Origin of the sequence: Streptomyces shinuiensis (genome assembly GCF_043660855.1) — a bacterium.
In the GTDB taxonomy this organism is placed as follows: domain Bacteria; phylum Actinomycetota; class Actinomycetes; order Streptomycetales; family Streptomycetaceae; genus Streptomyces.
This window is the reverse complement of record NZ_JBIHML010000001.1, coordinates 4,662,978-4,680,508: the sequence shown is the minus strand read 5'-3', so window position 1 is coordinate 4,680,508 and position 17,531 is coordinate 4,662,978. Positions and strand designations below refer to the sequence as shown.

Annotated in this window: 11 protein-coding genes; 6 read left to right on the top strand and 5 right to left on the bottom strand. The window is 73.1% G+C overall.

From position 1 onward, the window contains the following. Window positions 1-132: 132 nt before the first annotated feature. The 3 genes from uvrA (at window position 133) to ACGRHY_RS21105 (ending at window position 7,102) form a co-directional block, all read left to right on the top strand. Window positions 133-2,979 (top strand): excinuclease ABC subunit UvrA, encoded by a 2,847-nt coding sequence (gene uvrA / locus ACGRHY_RS21115; RefSeq protein WP_394636890.1) that lies wholly within the window; start codon window positions 133-135, stop codon window positions 2,977-2,979. A gap of 23 nt (window positions 2,980-3,002) precedes the next feature. Continuing rightward, a complete protein-coding gene (locus ACGRHY_RS21110; RefSeq protein ID WP_394636889.1) occupies window positions 3,003-3,434 on the top strand; it encodes a Rieske (2Fe-2S) protein in 432 nt (143 codons plus the stop codon). A gap of 398 nt (window positions 3,435-3,832) precedes the next feature. After that, entirely contained in the window at window positions 3,833-7,102 is a 3,270-nt protein-coding gene (locus tag ACGRHY_RS21105) for a phosphodiester glycosidase family protein (protein ID WP_394638142.1), read from the top strand. Window positions 7,103-7,168: 66 nt separating this feature from the next. Here ACGRHY_RS21105 and ACGRHY_RS21100 read toward each other — a convergent pair whose 3' ends face one another. The 4 genes from ACGRHY_RS21100 to uvrB all read right to left on the bottom strand — a co-directional run bounded on the left by ACGRHY_RS21100 (window position 7,169) and on the right by uvrB (window position 13,274). Beyond that, a complete protein-coding gene (locus ACGRHY_RS21100) occupies window positions 7,169-8,152 on the bottom strand; it encodes a TerC family protein (protein WP_394636888.1) in 984 nt (327 codons plus the stop codon). A gap of 196 nt (window positions 8,153-8,348) precedes the next feature. Next, entirely contained in the window at window positions 8,349-10,301 is a 1,953-nt protein-coding gene (locus tag ACGRHY_RS21095) for a TerD family protein (RefSeq protein WP_394636887.1), read from the bottom strand. Between the two features lie 78 nt (window positions 10,302-10,379). Further along, complete coding sequence (locus ACGRHY_RS21090; protein WP_394636886.1) at window positions 10,380-10,958, bottom strand: TerD family protein; 579 nt, start codon at window positions 10,956-10,958, stop codon at window positions 10,380-10,382. A 159-nt stretch (window positions 10,959-11,117) separates the two neighbouring features. Beyond that, on the bottom strand, window positions 11,118-13,274 hold the full coding sequence (uvrB, locus tag ACGRHY_RS21085; protein ID WP_394636885.1) for an excinuclease ABC subunit UvrB: 2,157 nt from the start codon (window positions 13,272-13,274) through the stop codon (window positions 11,118-11,120). Between the two features lie 204 nt (window positions 13,275-13,478). On the opposite strand from uvrB, the gene ACGRHY_RS21080 reads away from it, so the two are divergent. From ACGRHY_RS21080 to ACGRHY_RS21070, 3 genes are all read left to right on the top strand, one after another. Next, window positions 13,479-14,516, top strand: coding sequence for a glycerophosphodiester phosphodiesterase (locus ACGRHY_RS21080; protein WP_394636884.1), 1,038 nt, complete (start codon window positions 13,479-13,481; stop codon window positions 14,514-14,516). A gap of 78 nt (window positions 14,517-14,594) precedes the next feature. Beyond that, the gene (locus ACGRHY_RS21075) at window positions 14,595-15,155 is read left to right on the top strand and encodes a methylated-DNA--[protein]-cysteine S-methyltransferase (protein WP_394636883.1); all 561 of its coding nucleotides are present in this window, start codon (window positions 14,595-14,597) and stop codon (window positions 15,153-15,155) included. Window positions 15,156-15,357: 202 nt separating this feature from the next. Next, on the top strand, window positions 15,358-16,644 hold the full coding sequence (locus ACGRHY_RS21070; protein WP_394638141.1) for an MFS transporter: 1,287 nt from the start codon (window positions 15,358-15,360) through the stop codon (window positions 16,642-16,644). Window positions 16,645-16,732: 88 nt separating this feature from the next. On the opposite strand, the gene ACGRHY_RS21065 is transcribed toward ACGRHY_RS21070, so the two are convergent. After that, window positions 16,733-17,449: a PIG-L deacetylase family protein gene (locus ACGRHY_RS21065; RefSeq protein ID WP_394638140.1), complete on the bottom strand. Its 717-nt coding sequence runs from the start codon at window positions 17,447-17,449 to the stop codon at window positions 16,733-16,735. Window positions 17,450-17,531 lie beyond the last annotated feature (82 nt).

The window sequence follows — 17,531 nt, the reverse complement described above, 5'->3', positions numbered from 1 at the left end:
ATCGAATGTACGTGCTATAAGCTCGCGATGCGCCCCGGGCACGACACCGCGGCGGCGCTACCCCATACCCTTGGGCAGGGGCTCCGGGCAGGTGTCCGACCCCTACATCCCACACGAAAGGTGCCAATCGGCGTGGCCGACCGTCTCATCGTCCGTGGGGCTCGCGAGCACAATCTCAAGAACGTCTCGCTCGACCTCCCCCGCGACTCCCTCATCGTCTTCACCGGGCTGTCGGGGTCGGGCAAGTCCTCGCTCGCCTTCGACACCATCTTCGCCGAGGGGCAGCGTCGCTACGTGGAGTCGCTGTCCTCCTACGCCCGGCAGTTCCTGGGGCAGATGGACAAGCCGGACGTCGACTTCATCGAGGGCCTGTCCCCCGCGGTCTCCATCGACCAGAAGTCCACCTCCCGCAACCCCCGATCGACGGTCGGCACCATCACGGAGGTCTACGACTACCTGCGGCTGCTGTTCGCGCGGGTCGGCAAGCCGCACTGCCCCGAGTGCGGGCGCCCGATCGCCCGGCAGTCCCCGCAGGCGATCGTGGACAAGGTGCTCTCCCTGACGGAGGGCAGCCGCTTCCAGGTCCTCTCCCCGCTGGTGCGCCAGCGCAAGGGCGAGTTCGCCGACCTCTTCGCCGAGCTGCAGACCAAGGGCTACAGCCGCGCCCGGGTGGACGGCACCACGGTCCAGCTCTCCGACCCGCCGAAGCTGAAGAAACAGGAGAAGCACACGATCGAGGTGGTCGTCGACCGCCTGACGGTCAAGGAGAGTGCCAAACGGCGGCTGACCGACTCCGTCGAGACCGCGCTGGGCCTGTCCGGCGGCATGGTGATCCTCGACTTCGTCGACCTGGACGAGGACGACCCGCAGCGCGAGCGGATGTACTCCGAGCACCTGTACTGCCCTTACGACGACCTGTCGTTCGAGGAGCTGGAGCCGCGCTCGTTCTCCTTCAACTCCCCCTTCGGCGCCTGTCCGGAATGCAGCGGCATCGGCACCCGTATGGAGGTGGATCCGGAGCTGGTCGTCCCCGACCCGGACAAGTCGCTGGACGAGGGCGCGATCCACCCCTGGTCGCACGGCCACAGCAAGGAGTACTTCGGGAGGCTGATCGGCGCCCTGGCCGACGCGCTCGGGTTCCGCACCGACATCCCCTTCAGCGGGCTGCCGCAGCGCGCGAGGAAGGCTCTGCTCAACGGCCACCGCACGCAGATCGAGGTCCGCTACCGCAACCGCTACGGGCGGGAGCGGTCGTACACCACGGCCTTCGAGGGCGCGGTCCCGTTCGTCAGGAGGCGGCACTCGGAGGCGGAGACGGACTCCAGCCGGGAGCGCTTCGAGGGCTACATGCGCGAGGTGCCCTGCCCCTCCTGCGAGGGCACGCGGCTCAAGCCGATCGTCCTGGCCGTGACGGTGCAGGGGAGGTCGATCGCGGAGATCTCCGCGATGTCGATCAGCGAGTGCGCCGACTTCCTGAGCACCATGGAGCTCAACGAGCGCGAGAAGACCATCGCCGAGCGGGTCCTGAAGGAGGTCAACGAGCGGCTGCGGTTCCTGGTCGACGTCGGCCTGGACTACCTCTCCCTCAACCGCGCCGCCGGGACGCTCTCCGGCGGCGAGGCGCAGCGCATCCGGCTGGCGACCCAGATCGGCTCCGGCCTGGTGGGCGTGCTCTACGTGCTGGACGAGCCGTCCATCGGCCTGCACCAGCGCGACAACCACCGGCTGATCGAGACCCTGGTGCGGCTGCGGGACATGGGCAACACCCTGATCGTCGTCGAGCACGACGAGGACACCATCAAGACCTCCGACTGGGTGGTGGACATCGGTCCGGGCGCGGGCGAGCACGGCGGCAGGGTCGTGCACAGCGGTCCGCTGAAGGAACTGCTGGCCAACGAGGAGTCGGTGACCGGGCAGTACCTGTCGGGGCGGAAGGTCATCCCGACGCCCGGGGGACGCCGCCCGGTGGACCGCAAGCGGATGCTGACCGTCCGCGGCGCCAAGGAGAACAACCTGCGGAACATCGACGTGTCGTTCCCGCTGGGTGTGTTCACCGCGGTCACGGGCGTCTCCGGCTCGGGCAAGTCCACCCTGGTCAACGACATCCTCTACACCCACCTGGCCCGCGAGCTGAACGGGGCGAAGTCGGTGCCCGGGCGGCATGTGCGGGTGGAGGGCGACGGGAACGTGGACAAGGTCGTGCACGTCGACCAGTCCCCCATCGGCCGTACCCCCCGCTCCAACCCGGCCACGTACACGGGCGTCTTCGACCATGTGCGCCGGCTGTTCGCGGAGACGACGGAGGCCAAGGTCCGCGGCTACCTGCCGGGGCGCTTCTCCTTCAACGTCAAGGGCGGCCGCTGCGAGAACTGCTCCGGCGACGGCACGATCAAGATCGAGATGAACTTCCTGCCGGACGTGTACGTGCCGTGCGAGGTCTGCCACGGAGCGCGCTACAACCGGGAGACCCTGGAGGTGCACTACAAGGGCAAGTCCATCGCCGAGGTGCTGGACATGCCGATCGAGGAGGCGCTGGGGTTCTTCGAGGCGGTGCCCGCCATCGCCCGCCATCTGCGCACCCTCAACGACGTCGGCCTCGGCTACGTACGGCTCGGCCAGCCCGCCACCACGCTCTCCGGCGGCGAGGCGCAGCGCGTGAAGCTCGCCTCGGAGCTTCAGAAGCGCTCCACCGGCCGTACGGTCTACGTTCTGGACGAGCCGACCACGGGTCTGCACTTCGAGGACATCAGCAAACTGATCGAGGTGCTGTCCGGGCTGGTGGACAAGGGCAACACGGTGATCGTCATCGAGCACAACCTCGATGTGGTCAAGACGGCGGACTGGGTCGTGGACATGGGCCCGGAGGGCGGCAGCGGCGGCGGTGCGGTCGTCGCCCAGGGCACCCCGGAGCAGGTCGCGGTGGTTCCTGGGAGCCACACCGGCAAGTTCCTCCAGGACGTCCTGCCGCTGAAGCCGTGAGCGGCGGAGAGGAGAACACGACCATGAGCGACAGTTCCCCCGGCTCCCCCGGCCGCCGCTCCGTGCTGTGCGGTGTGGCCCTCACCGGGGCCGCGGGCCTCGGCCTGACCGCCTGCTCCGGCGGTGGCGGCGGGCGGGCCCCGGCGGTCCCGACCGCGCCCGTGGACCTCGGCGCGGCCGACGCCGTACCGGTGGGCGGCGCCCGGCTGTACCGCGAGAAGAAACTGGTGGTCTCCCAGCCCTCCGAGGGCGAGTACAAGGCGTTCAGCGCGGTGTGCACCCACGCGGGCTGCGTGCTGACCTCGGTGAAGGAACTGGAGGCCGACTGCACCTGCCACGGCAGCCTCTTCGACACCACCAGCGGCGAGGTGCTGGCGGGTCCGGCGGGCGCACCTCTCCCCGCGGTCGCGGTCAGGGTGGAGAACGGCCGACTCGTCGCCGGACCCGGCGACTGAACACAGCCGGACCCGGCGACTGAACACAGCCGGACCCGGCAGCCCGGCCCGATTCGCCCCCATGCTTTCCCCGTGCGTCCGTTCGGTCCAACGGACGCACGGGGAAAGCGTGTTGTTCCGGCGGTGTTCGCGCACGCCCTCTGGTGCGGACCGGCCGGCCTTGCCACCCTGTGGCGCTGGACGCGCAGAGAGCGCGTCCTCTCGCAGCGTCTGTGGGTGATGTCGTGTCACGAAGGTCGCAGAGCAGAAGATCCTCCGGACGGGCCGCGGTGCGCCTCGCCGCCGTCCTCGCGCTCGGGCTGGGACTGGCGCCACCGGTCGCAGCCGCCCCCGCCACCGCCGCCCCTGTCACCGCTTCGTTCTCCCCTCCCCTACGCACCACCGCCACCGACGACGGCATGGAGCTGTCGCGCACCGTACGGCCCGTGGCCCCCGGCACCACACTGACCTCGTTCGAGCGGCTGGAGCCGGACAAGTGGGTGCGCGCCGACGCCCTCAGCGTCGACCTCGACGGCGGCGCGCAGGTCGACTACCTGTCGCCGGGCGCCGTCTCCGACCGCGCCACCGTCTCCGAGCTGGCCACCGCACACGACCCCGGCCCCGGGCGCCGCACCGTCGCCGCCTTCAACGCCGACTTCTTCGACATCAACGAGACCGGCGCCCCGCTCGGTCCGGGCCTGGACGACGGCGAGATCACCCACTCCCCCGCCCCCGGCGTCCATGAGGCGGCCGGTTTCGGCGCGGACGGCGCGGGCCGCGTCCTGGATCTGTACTTCGAGGGCACCCTCACCCTGCCCGGCGGGACCGAGCCGCTGGCCGCGTACAACGCCGCGAACGTCCCCGCCGACGGCATCGGCGCCTTCAACGCCCGGTGGGGGGCCGCCGACCGCGCCCTGGCCGTGGACGGCGCGTCACAGGTCGCCGAGGTCACCGTCGGCGGAGGCCGGGTCACCGGCGTGAACGACTCTCCCGGAAGCGGTCCGGTGCCCGAGGGCACCACCGTGCTGCTCGGCCGGGACGCGGGCGCGAGGGCCCTGGCCGCGCTGGCCCCGGGGGATCCGGTGAGCTGGGAGTACGAGCTGCGCACCGGCGGCGGGGAGATGCCTCGCACCGCGGTCGGCGGCCGCGGCGTGCTGGTCGAGGACGGCGAGCCGCGGAACTGGGACGGACGGCCCAACAACACCGCCGCCCCCCGCACCGCCGTGGGTTTCTCCCGGGACGGCTCCACGATGCACGTACTGACCGTGGACGGCCGCCAGGCCGCGTCCGGCGGCGTCACCCTCACCGAGCTCGCCGTGCTGATGGACGAACTGGGCGCCCACAACGCGCTCAACCTCGACGGCGGCGGCTCCTCCACACTGGTCGCCCGCGAGCCCGGCTCGGACATCCCGCGGGTGGAGAACAGCCCCTCCGACGGCTCCGAGCGGGAGGTCCCCAACGGGCTGGCCGTCACCGCCCCCGACGGCAGCGGAAGTCTGGAGGGCTTCTGGGTGGAGACGGCCGCGGAGCCGGCCGAGGCCCCCTCGGCGGACAATGTGCCCGGCGGCCATCCGGAGCGTGTCTTCCCCGGTCTGACCCGCGCGCTCACCGCCGCGGGCCATGACGAGACACACGGCCCGGCCGACGCTCCGGCGGAACATCCGGCACGAACAGCCGCCCGCTGGCACAGCTCCCGACCCGAGGTCGGCCGGGTGGACGGCGACGGCGTCTTCCACGCCCGCACGGCGGGGAGGGCCGAGGCCGTCGCGCGCCGCGGCCGCGCCCGCGGCTCCACCACCCTGACGGTGCTGGGCCCGCTGGAGCGGGTCGCCCCGACCCGGGGGCGGGTCGGGCTCCCCGGGCCCGGCGCCCGGGCCCCCTTCGGCTTCACCGGCTTCGACGCCGGGGGACACAGCGCCCCCGTCGACCCCTCGGACGTGGCGCTCGACTACGACCGCTCGCTCTTCCGTGTCGACCCCGACCCGGCGCGCGGCGGCTTCACCGTCGCCGCCACCGACGGCACCGAGTCCGCCTCCGGACTGGTCGGAGCGACCGTCGCGGGGAAGAAGACGGTCCTGGCCGTCACCGTCGGCCTGACGGACCGCGGCGTGGCGCGCTTCGACGACGCCGGGCGGTGGGCCTTCAGCGCCGCACGCGCCTCCGGTTCCCTGACCGCCGATCCCGCCGGGCACGAGGGCACCGGGCTGCGGATGGAGTACGACTTCACGCGCTCCACCGCGACCCGCGCCGCCTACGCCAACCCCCCGGAGCAGATCCCCGTCCCCGGCCAGCCGCAGAGCTTCACCCTGTGGCTGAAGGGCGACGGCCACGGCGCCTGGCCCTCGCTCCACCTCACCGACGCCGCCGGCACCTCGCAGATACTGCGCGGTCCGCACATCACCTGGACCGGCTGGCGGAGGATCGCCTTCGAGGTGCCCGAGGGCGTCGCCCATCCGCTGAAGGTCCGGCGGCTCTATCTGGCCGAGACCCGGCCCGGCGAGCTGTACCGCGGCGAGATCGTCCTGGACGGGCTGACCGCCCGGACCCCGCCGGACGTCGGCCTGCCCGCCGCCGGCCCCCACCGGGACCCGCTGATCTCGACGGCCGCCGGCACGGCCGGGCGCGACTGGCGGTTCGCGGTGGTCTCCGACGCCCAGTTCGTCGCCCGCGAGCCGGACGGCGAAGCGGTGCGCAAGGCCCGGCGCACCTTGCGGGAGGTGAGGGCGGCCCGGCCCGACTTCGCCGTGGTGAACGGGGACTGGGTGGACGAGGGCTCGCCCGAGGACCTCGCCTTCGCCCGCCGGGTGCTCGACGAGGAGCTGGGCGGGGAGGTGCCCTGGTACTACGTGCCGGGCAACCACGAGGTGATGGGCGGCTCCACCGAGAACTTCCGCGCGGAGTTCGGCGACGCCCACCGCTCCTTCGACCACGAGGGCACGCGCTTCATCACCCTCGACACCTCCTCACTGACCCTGCGCGGCGGCGGCTGGGAACAGATCCGGATGCTGCGGGAGCGGCTGGACGCCGCCGCGCGGGACGAGGGGATCGGCTCGGTCGTGGTGCTGGCGCACGTACCGCCGCGCGATCCGACCCCGCAGCGGGGCAGCCGGCTGACCGACCGGCTGGAGGCGGACCTCCTGGAGGACTGGCTCGGCGACTTCCGCCGCCGCACCGGCAAGGGGGCGGCGTTCATCGGGGCGCACGTCGGCGTCTTCCACGCCTCCCGGGTGGACGGCGTGCCGTATCTGGTCAACGGCAACGCGGGCAAGGCGCCGGCCGCGCCCGCCGGTGAGGGCGGCTTCAGCGGCTGGTCGCTGGTCGGGATCGACAAGGGCTCCGGCCGGGACTGGATCTCGGTCCGGACCCGGGCCCATGTGGACGGGCTCTCCCTGACCGCGCCCGCGTCCGTGGCGGCGGGCGGCGCGCCGGGGAGGGTCTCCGCGGCGGTCGTCCAGGGCGTCGGGGACACCGCGCGCACGGTGCCGGTGGGCTGGCCGCTGAGCGCGGACTGGACCGGCTCGCGGGGCCTGTGCACCGGAGATGCGGGGCGGGCACGGGCACGGGCGGGCTGCGTGGCCCTCCTCGACCCGGTGGCGGGCACCCTGACGGGACTGCGTCCGGGAACGGTGACCGTGGCGGTGGCCGTGAGCGGTGAACGGCGGGAGCGGCGGGTCGCGGTGGTGCGGTGACGCACCGCGGCGGTACGGCCGGGTCCAGGGGCGGGCCGTACCGCCGCTTCGGGACGGGCCGCCGGCTCAGTCGCGCGGGACGGCCTGCTCCTCGCGCCCCAGCTTCCGGGACGCGCGCAGGCTGGTGATCGTGGTGACGACCAGAACGCCGCAGATGACGGCCAGCGACACCGGGGTGGAGACCTCCGGGACGTGCACGCCCTGCTCGTGGAGGGCGTGCAGCACCAGCTTGACGCCGATGAAGCCGAGGATGATCGACAGCCCGTAGGACAGGTGCACCAGCCTCTTGAGCAGTCCGCCGATGAGGAAGTAGAGCTGGCGCAGGCCCATCAGGGCGAAGGCGTTGGCGGTGAAGACGATGTACGGGTCCTGGGTCAGGCCGAAGATCGCCGGGATGGAGTCCAGCGCGAACAGCAGGTCCGTGCTGCCGATGGCCAGCATGACGATCAGCATCGGCGTCATCAGCCGCTTGCCGTTCTCGACGACGAACAGCTTGGTGCCGTGGTACTGGGAGGTGGAGGGGAATCGCCGCTCCACCAGCTTCAGCAGGCGGTTCTCCTCATAAGCCTCGTCCTCGTGGCCCTCGGCCTCGGCACGGGCCTCGCGCACCAGCTTCCAGGCCGTCCAGATCAGGAAGCCTCCGAAGATGAAGAACACCCAGGAGAAGGTGGAGATCAGCGCGGCGCCGACCGCGATGAAGATCGCGCGCATCACCAGGGCGATGAGCACGCCGATCATCAGCACGCGCTGCTGGTAGATGGTGGGCACCGCGAACTTCGCCATGATCAGGACGAAGACGAAGAGGTTGTCGACGCTGAGCGACTTCTCGGTGATGTAGCCCGCGGCGAACTCGCCCGCCGCCCGGCCCTCCCCTGCGGCGTACAGCCCGGTGCCGAAGAGGATCGCCAGGACGACCCAGACGATTGTCCAGACGCCGGCCTCCCTGATGGAGACCTCGTGCGGCTTGCGTCCGCCGATGAAGAAGTCGACCGCGATCAGGGCACACAGACCGACGACGGTCAGCGCCCAGGTGGTCGTGGAAACGTCCATGCAGGAATCCTCCGGCTCCGGTTGCCGGAGGTCTCCTCCGCCCGGGGCCCGGTCGGCCCACGGGCCGGCGCCCCGGGGCCGGTCACACCCGGCCCGTACTGACGGGAACGCCGCATACGGGAGTACTCCCCTCCGCTCAAGGAAGAGTAAAGCAGAGCCAAGAAAAGGCAAAGCCTGGGAGTTGCGGCCCCGTTCGTCAGCGCCCGTACCGCCGGAAGGCCTCGGCCAGCCGCCCCAGCGCCCGGGACAGGACCGGGCTGCCGGCCGGCACCAGCGGCGGCTCGTACGTCCACGCGTGGCCGACCCAGGGGTCGGCGAGGTGGTCGTCGGGCACGGGGGTGAGCCGCAGCAGCGACCGCCACAGCGGGTCGAGCACGGGTCCGTACTCCCGCGCCTCCTCCCGGTCGGCGACCATCATCAGGTGGACCCCGGCGGACGGCCCCTCGTCCGCGAGGTAGCGCAGCCGGGTGACGGCCCGGTCGTCGAACCCGTGCGGGAAGTCGTGGACGATCAGCAACTGCCCGGCCAGGTCCACATCCGGCGGAAGCGCGTCGGTGGCACGGGTGCGCAACGCCATCTGCACCAGATCGACGCGGCGGGTCAGTCCGCCGAGCACCGAGGCGACACCTTGCGGGCCCGTCGCGGGCGGCTCGCGCAGCGCGCCGGACTCGGCCAGCGGGGCCAGGGCGGGCGCGGCGGCGCCGGTGGGGTCGAGCGCGTGCACGGCGAAGTCGCCGGCCGGGTGGACGGCGAGCAGCCGGCCCGCGACGGCGGTTGCCAGCTCACCGGCCAGGCGGCGCGTCCGGTGCGGGCCTGCCGTGCGGGAGGCGGTCGGAGGGGTGCGTCCGGCGTCGATCCACAGCCCGCGCTCCAGGGGCAGCCGCATCAGCATGGGCACGCGCAGGCCACTGTGCTCGGGAAGGCCGAGATCGCCCAGGCGCACCGCCGTCGGCGCCTCCGTGGGCACCCGGTAGGCGTCCCAGACGGGGCTGTCCCAGCGGGCGAGGGCGGGTGGCAGGGCCGGTTCGACGACCCCGGACTCGGCGGTGAGCTGGGCGAGATCGCGCTCGAAGGCGGCACGGGCCCGGTCGACGAGCTCGGCGCGGCGCTCCCCGGCCCGGGCACGGGCGGCGTCCGCGCCCGGGCCGAGCCGCGAGCGCGGGTCGGCCAGCGCCTCGTCCAGTTCCTGCTCCATGCGCGAGTCGGCGAAGTCGACGGCGCTGCGGTAGGCGGCGGTGGTGCGGGCCAGGTCCTCGAACATGCCCCAGACCTGGTTGTAGAGCCGTTCCTCCGTGCTCCGGCCCGCAGCGTCGCCCGCCACGGGCCGGTCGGGCGGCGGTGCATCCGCCGTACGGGGCGTACGGCGGGGGTGACGGTAGTCCACGGGCCCCGGGGCGGCGGCGGGCGCGGGCGGTCCGGGCGCTCCGGCGGGAGCGGGCCGGAGCGCCGCGGGGGCTTGCGGCGGCGCGTCCGGAAGCGATCGCGGGAGCGGTTCCGGAGCGGTGCCCGGTGCGCCGGGCGGCCCGCCGACCGGTGCGGTGCGCCGGCCGCGCTCCTGACCCCCGGTACGGGCCGGCGGCGGTGCCACGGCGCGGGCCGCACCCGAGGCGATGGCCTCCTCGACAGCGGCGGCCAGCTCACGGGCCCGGGGCAGCCCCTGGTCCTCCAGCATGGCGGCGAGCCCGCCCGCGTAGCCCTGGCCGACCGCGCGTACCTTCCAGGCACCCTGTCGGCGGTAGAGCTCCACCGCGACGACGGCGGACTCGGTGCCGAGCCCGGTGACGGTGTACCCGGCGGCCTCGGTGCCGTCGGGGGCGGTGACGGTCACCACGGGGGCGGCCAGCGCTCCGAAGGAGAGCGGCCCGCCGGCCCCGGCGGGCAGGGCGAGCAGCACGTTGACCCGGTGCACGGTCCCGGGGAGCGCCTCCAGGTCCACCGCGATCCGGTGGTCGGCGGCGGCCTGCCGGGAGACCTCCAGCCCGGGCAGGCGGGGAGAGCCCGGGTGGGCGATCCAGCCCGGTTCGCGCAGCCGCCCGGCCTCGTCGCCCAGCGTCGCCCCGGCCACGACCGGCCCTCCCGCCGACACCCGGATCTCCAGACGGCTCCCGGGCAGTGGATGGTTCTGCCCCCGGACCAGTTCGGCCGCCATCGCCGCGCCCCCTCCCCCGTGTGTTCCGCTGTGCCCCGCCGCGGCCCCCGTGGCCTCCCCGCGTCCGCTCGCAGCCTCCTACAGGAGGGGAGTGATCGAGGGCATCAGGTCCTGGAAGGTGCGGCCGTTGGCCGCGGTGCCCAGGGCGGTCATCTGCCAGCCCTCGCCCTGGCGGTGGACCTTGGCCATGATCTGCGCGGTGTACTGGCCGCCGCCGGTGAGGGTGTAGCGCGCCAGTTCCTGGCCGTTCGTCTCGTCCACCAGCCGGCAGAAGGCGTTCTGCACCTCGGCGAAGGTCTGACCGGTGAAGGAGTTCACGGTGAAGACGATCTGGTCGATGTGGACCGGGACCCGCTGGAGGTCCACCAGGATCGCCTCGTCGTCGCCTCCCTGCCCGGCGCCGCCGACGAGGTTGTCGCCGGTGTGCCGCACGGAGCCGTCGTCGCTCACCAGGTGGCGGAAGAAGACGACGTCCACGGGCTGCTGACCGGCGAAGAGCACCGCCGAGGCGTCCAGGTCGATCTCCTGGGTGCGCCGGCCGAACAGGCCTCGGCGGGGAGCCGCCTGCCAGCCGAGCCCCATCCGCACCGCGGTCAGGGTGCCCCCGTCGGACTTCTGCAGGCTGATCGCCTGTCCCTTGGACAAGTTGACCGTCACGTGCGTTCCCCTCTTTCCAGCCGTTGCGATCGGCCGCCGTCTCCGGCGACTGCCACGAACCCTACGCACCGCCGTCGGCGGCACGGGCGGGACGGTCGGGCTTTGTGTCGTTCCTGCAACACTTCCTCCCTGCTCCGCCGCCCCGCACCGCCCCTCACATCACCGCAGGCCCGCCTCCTTCATCTGCCGCAGCTCCTTCTTCAGCTCCCCGACCTCGTCGCGCAGCCGGGCGGCCACCTCGAACTTCAGCTCGGCCGCCGCGGCCCGCATGCGCTCGGTCATCTCCTCGATGAGTTCGGCGAGTTCGGTGGCGGGCCGGTCGGTGGGCCGGGCGGCCTCCCGGCCCCCGCCTCCCCCGCCCCGTGCGCGGCCGCCGTCCCCACCGGCCGCGCGACCGAGGTCTGGCACCGGGGCCTTGGCCCGGCGCTCCTCTCCGGCGCCCGTCTTGCGGTAGCCGCTGTCCAGCAGCTCCCGGGTGTCGACCTCCTCGCGGGCGATCGTCGCCACGATGTCGCCGATCTTCTTGCGCAGGGGCTGCGGGTCGATGCCGTTCGCCTCGTTGTAGGCGATCTGCTTGGCCCGGCGCCGGTTGGTCTCGTCGATGGCCTTGGCCATCGCCGGGGTGATCTTGTCGGCGTACATGTGCACCTGGCCGGAGACGTTGCGCGCCGCGCGGCCGATGGTCTGGATCAGGGAGGTACCCGAGCGCAGGAAGCCCTCCTTGTCGGCGTCGAGGATGGCCACCAGCGAGACCTCCGGCAGGTCCAGGCCCTCGCGCAGCAGGTTGATGCCGACCAGCACGTCGTACTCGCCGGCGCGCAGTTCGCGCAGCAGCTCCACCCGGCGCAGGGTGTCCACGTCGCTGTGCAGGTACCGGACCTGGATGCCCAGTTCCAGGAAGTAGTCGGTCAGGTCCTCGGCCATCTTCTTGGTCAGCGTGGTGACCAGGACGCGCTCGTCCTTCTCGGTGCGGGTGCGGATCTCGTGCACCAGGTCGTCGATCTGGCCCTCGGTGGGCTTGACCACGACCTCCGGGTCGACCAGGCCGGTGGGGCGGATGATCTGCTCCACGACGCCGTCGGAACGCGACAGCTCGTACTGCCCCGGTGTCGCCGACAGATAGACCGTCTGTCCGATGCGCTCCTGGAACTCCTCCCACTTCAGCGGCCGGTTGTCCATCGCGGACGGCAGCCGGAAGCCGTGGTCGACCAGTGTCCGCTTCCGCGAGGCGTCGCCCTCGTACATGGCGCCGATCTGCGGGACGGTGACATGGGACTCGTCGATGACCAGCAGGAAGTCGTCGGGGAAGTAGTCGAGCAGGGTGTGCGGCGGGGAGCCCTTCCCGCGGCCGTCGATGTGCAGCGAGTAGTTCTCGATGCCGGAGCAGGTGCCGATCTGCCGCATCATCTCGATGTCGTACGTCGTCCGCATCCGCAGCCGCTGCGCCTCCAGCAGCTTGCCCTGCTTCTCCATGCGGGCGAGGGTCTCCTCCAGCTCCGACTCGATCCCCGCGATGGCCCGCTCCATCCGCTCGGGGCCCGCGACGTAGTGGGAGGCGGGGAAGACGAACAGCTCCCGGTCCTCGGAGACGACCTCGCCGGTGAGGGGGTGGAGCGTGGAGAGGGCCTCGATCTCGTCACCGAACATCTCGATGCGGACGGCCAGCTCCTCGTACACCGGGAAGATCTCGACCGTGTCGCCGCGCACCCGGAAGGTGCCGCGGGTGAACGCCATGTCGTTGCGGGTGTACTGGATGTCGACGAAGCGGCGCAGCAGCGCGTCCCGGTCGGTCTCCTCGCCGACCCTCAGCGGCACCATCCGGTCGACGTACTCCTGCGGCGTGCCCAGGCCGTAGATGCACGAGACGGAGGCGACCACGACGACGTCGCGCCGGGTGAGCAGCGAGTTCGTCGCACTGTGGCGCAGCCGCTCGACCTCCTCGTTGATGGAGGAGTCCTTCTCGATGTAGGTGTCCGTCTGCGGAACGTACGCCTCGGGCTGGTAGTAGTCGTAGTACGACACGAAGTACTCGACGGCGTTGTTCGGCAGGAGTTCACGGAACTCGTTGGCGAGCTGCGCGGCGAGCGTCTTGTTCGGCGCCATCACCAGAGTCGGCCGCTGGAGCCTCTCGATCATCCACGCGGTGGTCGCCGACTTGCCGGTGCCGGTCGCGCCCAGCAGGACGACGTCCTTCTCGTCGGCCGTGACGCGCCTGGCCAGCTCCTCGATGGCCGCCGGCTGGTCGCCGCTGGGCTGGTAGGGACTGACGACCTCGAAGGGCGCCGTCCTGCGTTCGATCTGGGTCTGGGGCCGCATGTCCACCACGTTACGTCCCCTCACCGACAACCGGGTGCGGCTTCCGGGCCCCGCCCGGAAGCCCGGTCCGGGCGCGGCCGGTGCGCCACCGGCGAGGGGCTTTCCCTGAAGCGTTCAGGTTCTGTCCACTTCTCACCCATGTAACCGGCCACCGATGCCGGAATGCTTCTGGGGTCAGTGCACCGAAGACGTGAGGAGTCCCCCGTGCCCCTACGCCCCGCTGCCACCGTCACCGGTTCACTCGCCGGCCTCTGCGCGCTCGTCCTGTCAGCCGCCCCCGCCCAGGCCGCCCCGCAGGCCGCACCGCCGGCAGGGGCCCCCGTCCCGGTCGCGCACCGCGGGGCCTCCGGCTACGCGCCCGAGAACACCCTGGCCGCCGTCGACGCCGCCCGCGCCCTGGACATCAAGTGGGTGGAGAACGACGTGCAGCGCACCAGGGACGGCGAACTCGTCGTGATGCACGACGCCACCCTGAGCCGCACCACGGACGTCGAGGAGGTCTTCCCCGACCGCGCGCCCTGGAGGGTCGCGGACTTCACCGCCGCCGAGATCGCCCGGCTGGACGCGGGGAGCTGGTTCGACCCGCTGTACGCGGGTGAGCGGGTGCCCACCCTGGAGCAGTACCTGCGGCACCTGGACCGCACCGGCCAGAACCTGCTGCTGGAGATCAAGCGGCCCGAGCTCTACCCGGGCATCGAGGCCGACATCCTGGGCGAGCTTCGCGGCGAGGGGTGGCTGGACCGGCAGCACGTGCGGAGCAAGCTGGTCGTCCAGAGCTTCGGGGCCGACTCGGTACGGGCCGTGCACGAGCAGGCGCCGGCCGTCAGGACCGGCTTCCTGGGCACTCCCGCCGTCGAGGAGCTGCCGCGGTACGCGCGGTTCAGCGACCAGATCAATCCGCCCCACACCACCCTGACCGGGGAGTACGTGCGGCGGGTACACGCTCTGAAGGGCCCCCACGGCAAGCCGCTGGAGGTCTTCACCTGGACGGTGAACGGCACGGAGGCGGCCCGCCGGGTCGCCGCCATGGGGGTGGACGGGATCATCTCCAACTACCCGGACGTCGTCCGGGACGCCACCCGGTCCGGTGCCGGGGACGCCGTCCGGGGCGGCGGGCGGGAGGACTCGCAGGAGGAGTCCCGGGAGGAGCTGGAGGAAGCACTGGAGGAGGCGGTGGGGGAAGCGAGGGAGTCGGCCCGGGAAGCGGCCCGGGAAGCAGGGGCCTCTTCCCCGGCCGCCTGACCGCCCGGCAGCCGGACCCGCCGCGGGCCGCGTCCGCGTACCGGTCCGCGGCGGGGGCCGTTTCCGTAGACTCGCCCCATGACCGAGACATCGGCCGATGGCGGCGTCACGGCCCCGGCCTGGACCGTACGGGAAACCCCGGTCGGCCCACTGCTGCTCGCGGCCACCGGACGGGGGCTGGTGACCGTCGTCTTCCACGCCGGGGAGCGGACGGTGCGCCGGTGCCTGGCCCGGCTCGCCGGGCGGCTGGGCGCAGAGCCGGCTCCCGGTGGGGACGATCCGGTCCTGGCCGAAGCGGCCCGGGAACTGGACGCGTACTTCCGCGGCGGGCTGCGGGAGTTCTCCGTGCCCCTGGACTGGTCCCTGACCTCCGGGTTCAACGGGCGGGTGCTGCGGACGCTGTCCGCCTCCGTGCCCTACGGCAGCACCGTCGGCTACCAGACCCTGGCCGACCGCGTCGGCGAGCCGGGCGCGGCACGCGCGGTGGGCGTCGCCATGGGGTCCAATCCACTGCCTGTCGTGGTTCCGTGCCACCGGGTGGTGGAGAGCGGCGGCGGGCTGGGCGGTTTCGGCGGCGGGCTGGAGACCAAGCGGGCGCTGCTCACGCTGGAGGGGGTCCTTCCGGCACCGCTGTTCTGACCTCCTCGCCCCGTGCCCTGCCCGCGGGCCCGGGGCAGCGGCTCCCCTCCGGCTCCGCTCCCTTCCGGTCCGCCTGTGGCGAACCTCGCTCTCCACGTGCCCCCGCCGATCTGCCCGGCCGCATCCGGCTGGCAGACTTCCCCCTGTGAAGGACACCTCCCGAACCGCCGACACCGCCGACACCGCTGACGGCCTCTCGGGCATACCCGGCCCCCGCGGCACCGCCGCGGTCTCCCGCGGAGACGACCTGACCGCACTGCGCCGCCGCACCACCGCCGTGCTCGTGGCCGGCCAGATCCTGGGCGGACTGGGCGTGGCCACGGGCATCGCGCTGGCCGCCGTGCTGGCCGAGGAGGTCAGCGGTTCCGAGGGGCTTTCCGGTCTGGCGATGACGTCGTCGGTCCTGGGTACGGCCGTGCTGTCCCTGCCGCTCGCCGCCCTGACCGCCGCGCGCGGCCGCCGCGCGGGCCTCGCCCTGGGCTATCTGGTCGGAGCGGTGGGCGGGGGCATGGTGGTGCTCGCCGCCGTCCTGGGCAGCTTCCCCCTCCTGCTGCTGGGCACGGCGGCCTTCGGCGCGGGCTCCGCCGCCAATCTCCAGGCCCGTTTCGCCGCCGCCGACCTCGCCGACCCCGCCCACCGCGGGCGGGCCATCTCCACGGTGGTGTGGGCCACGACCATCGGCGCGGTCCTCGGTCCGAACATCGCAGCCCCGGCCGGGCGGAGCGTCAGGGGCCTCGGCGTTCCCGAGGCGGCGGGCCCGTTCCTGTGGGGTGCGGGCGTCTTCCTGCTGGCGGCGGCACTGGTGTTCGTCCTGCTGCGGCCGGACCCCCTGCTCACCGCCCGCGCCCTGGCCGCCGCCGACGGGTACCCCCCGGCGTCCGCCGAGAGCCGCTCGCTGCGCGCCGGACTCCGTGCCGTGACCGCCTCGCCGCGGGCCCGGCTGGCCCTGGTGGCCATCGCGGGCTCGCACACCACCATGGTCTCGATCATGGTGATGACCCCGGTCGACCTCGGTCACCACGGCGCCGGCATCGAGCTGATCGGCCTGGTGATCAGCGGCCACATCGCGGGCATGTACGCCTTCTCCCCGCTGATGGGCTGGCTGTGCGACCGCATCGGCCGGATCTCCGTCATCTCCGTCGGCGTCGCGCTGCTGGCGTGCGCGGCGCTGATCGCCGGTACGGCGGACGGCGACCACGTCCGGAGCGCCGCGGGCCTGTTCCTCCTCGGGCTGGGCTGGTCGGCGGGGCTGGTGGGCGGTTCCACCCTGCTCACCGACTCGGTGCCGCAGGGTTCCCGCGCGGCCGTCCAGGGGCTGTCCGACCTGTCCATGAACGCCGCGGCGGGCGCGGGCGGCGCGCTCGCCGGCCTGGTCGTCGCGCAGGCGGGCTACGGCTGGCTCAACGCGATGGGCGCGGCCCTGCTCCTGCCCATCGCAGCGCTCACCCTGCACCTGAGGCTCCGCCCGCCGGCCCCGGACGGCCGGTGACCCCCCGTCCCTCCCGCACCGCGGCACAGCGGAACACCGCGACCGCGCGCGCACCGCACCACTCCGGTGCGCGGGCCGGGCGCCCCGGTCATCCCCTCGGGTACACCTGGAAGGCCACGGCCCGCCGCCCGCCGGTGCGTTCGGCGAGCATGTCCATCACGCCGGTGACGAAATCGCGGGCGTACTCGGCGGGTTCCTCGTCGCTGAGCGCCCCGATGTACGCGCGGTGCTCGGCGAGCGAGGCGACGGCCCGGTCCACGTCCCTCTCGCCCACCTCCACGGCGTGCGTCGGCTGCGGCGACCCCGCGACCGCCACCCAGCGCACCCCGTCCCACGGCTCCAGGCCCTGGCCGGCCAGATCGGTGAAGATCCAGCGGTTGCCCGCGTCCCCGGCCGCGTCCAGCACCGCGCGGCCGACGGCCCGGTGGTCGGAGGTGTTCCAGTTGACGCCGCCCCAGGTCTCGTGGTGGTTGAGGGTGACGACCAGTTCGGGCCGGTGGCGGCGGATCGCGGCGGCCAGGTCGCGGCGCAGGGCGACGCCCTCCTCGATGACCCCGTCCCGGTGGTCCAGGAACTCCACCTGCTCCACCCCGACCACGGCCGCGCTCGCCCGCTGCTCCGCCTCCCTCACCCGTGCCGCCCGCTCGGGCTCCATGGTGTCGATCCCGGCCTCGCCCCGGGTCACCAGCAGGTAGGCGACCTCCCGCCCGGCGGCGGTCCACCGGGCGATCGCGGCGGCGGCACCGTACTCCAGGTCGTCGGGGTGCGCGACGATCGCGAGCGCGCGGTTCCAGTCCTCGGGCATGGGGCTGAGCCGACCGTCCACGGTGGCCTCCTTCGCGGCAGCGCTGTGAGTCGGTTGTGCCGTACCGGGTCAGTATGCGCCC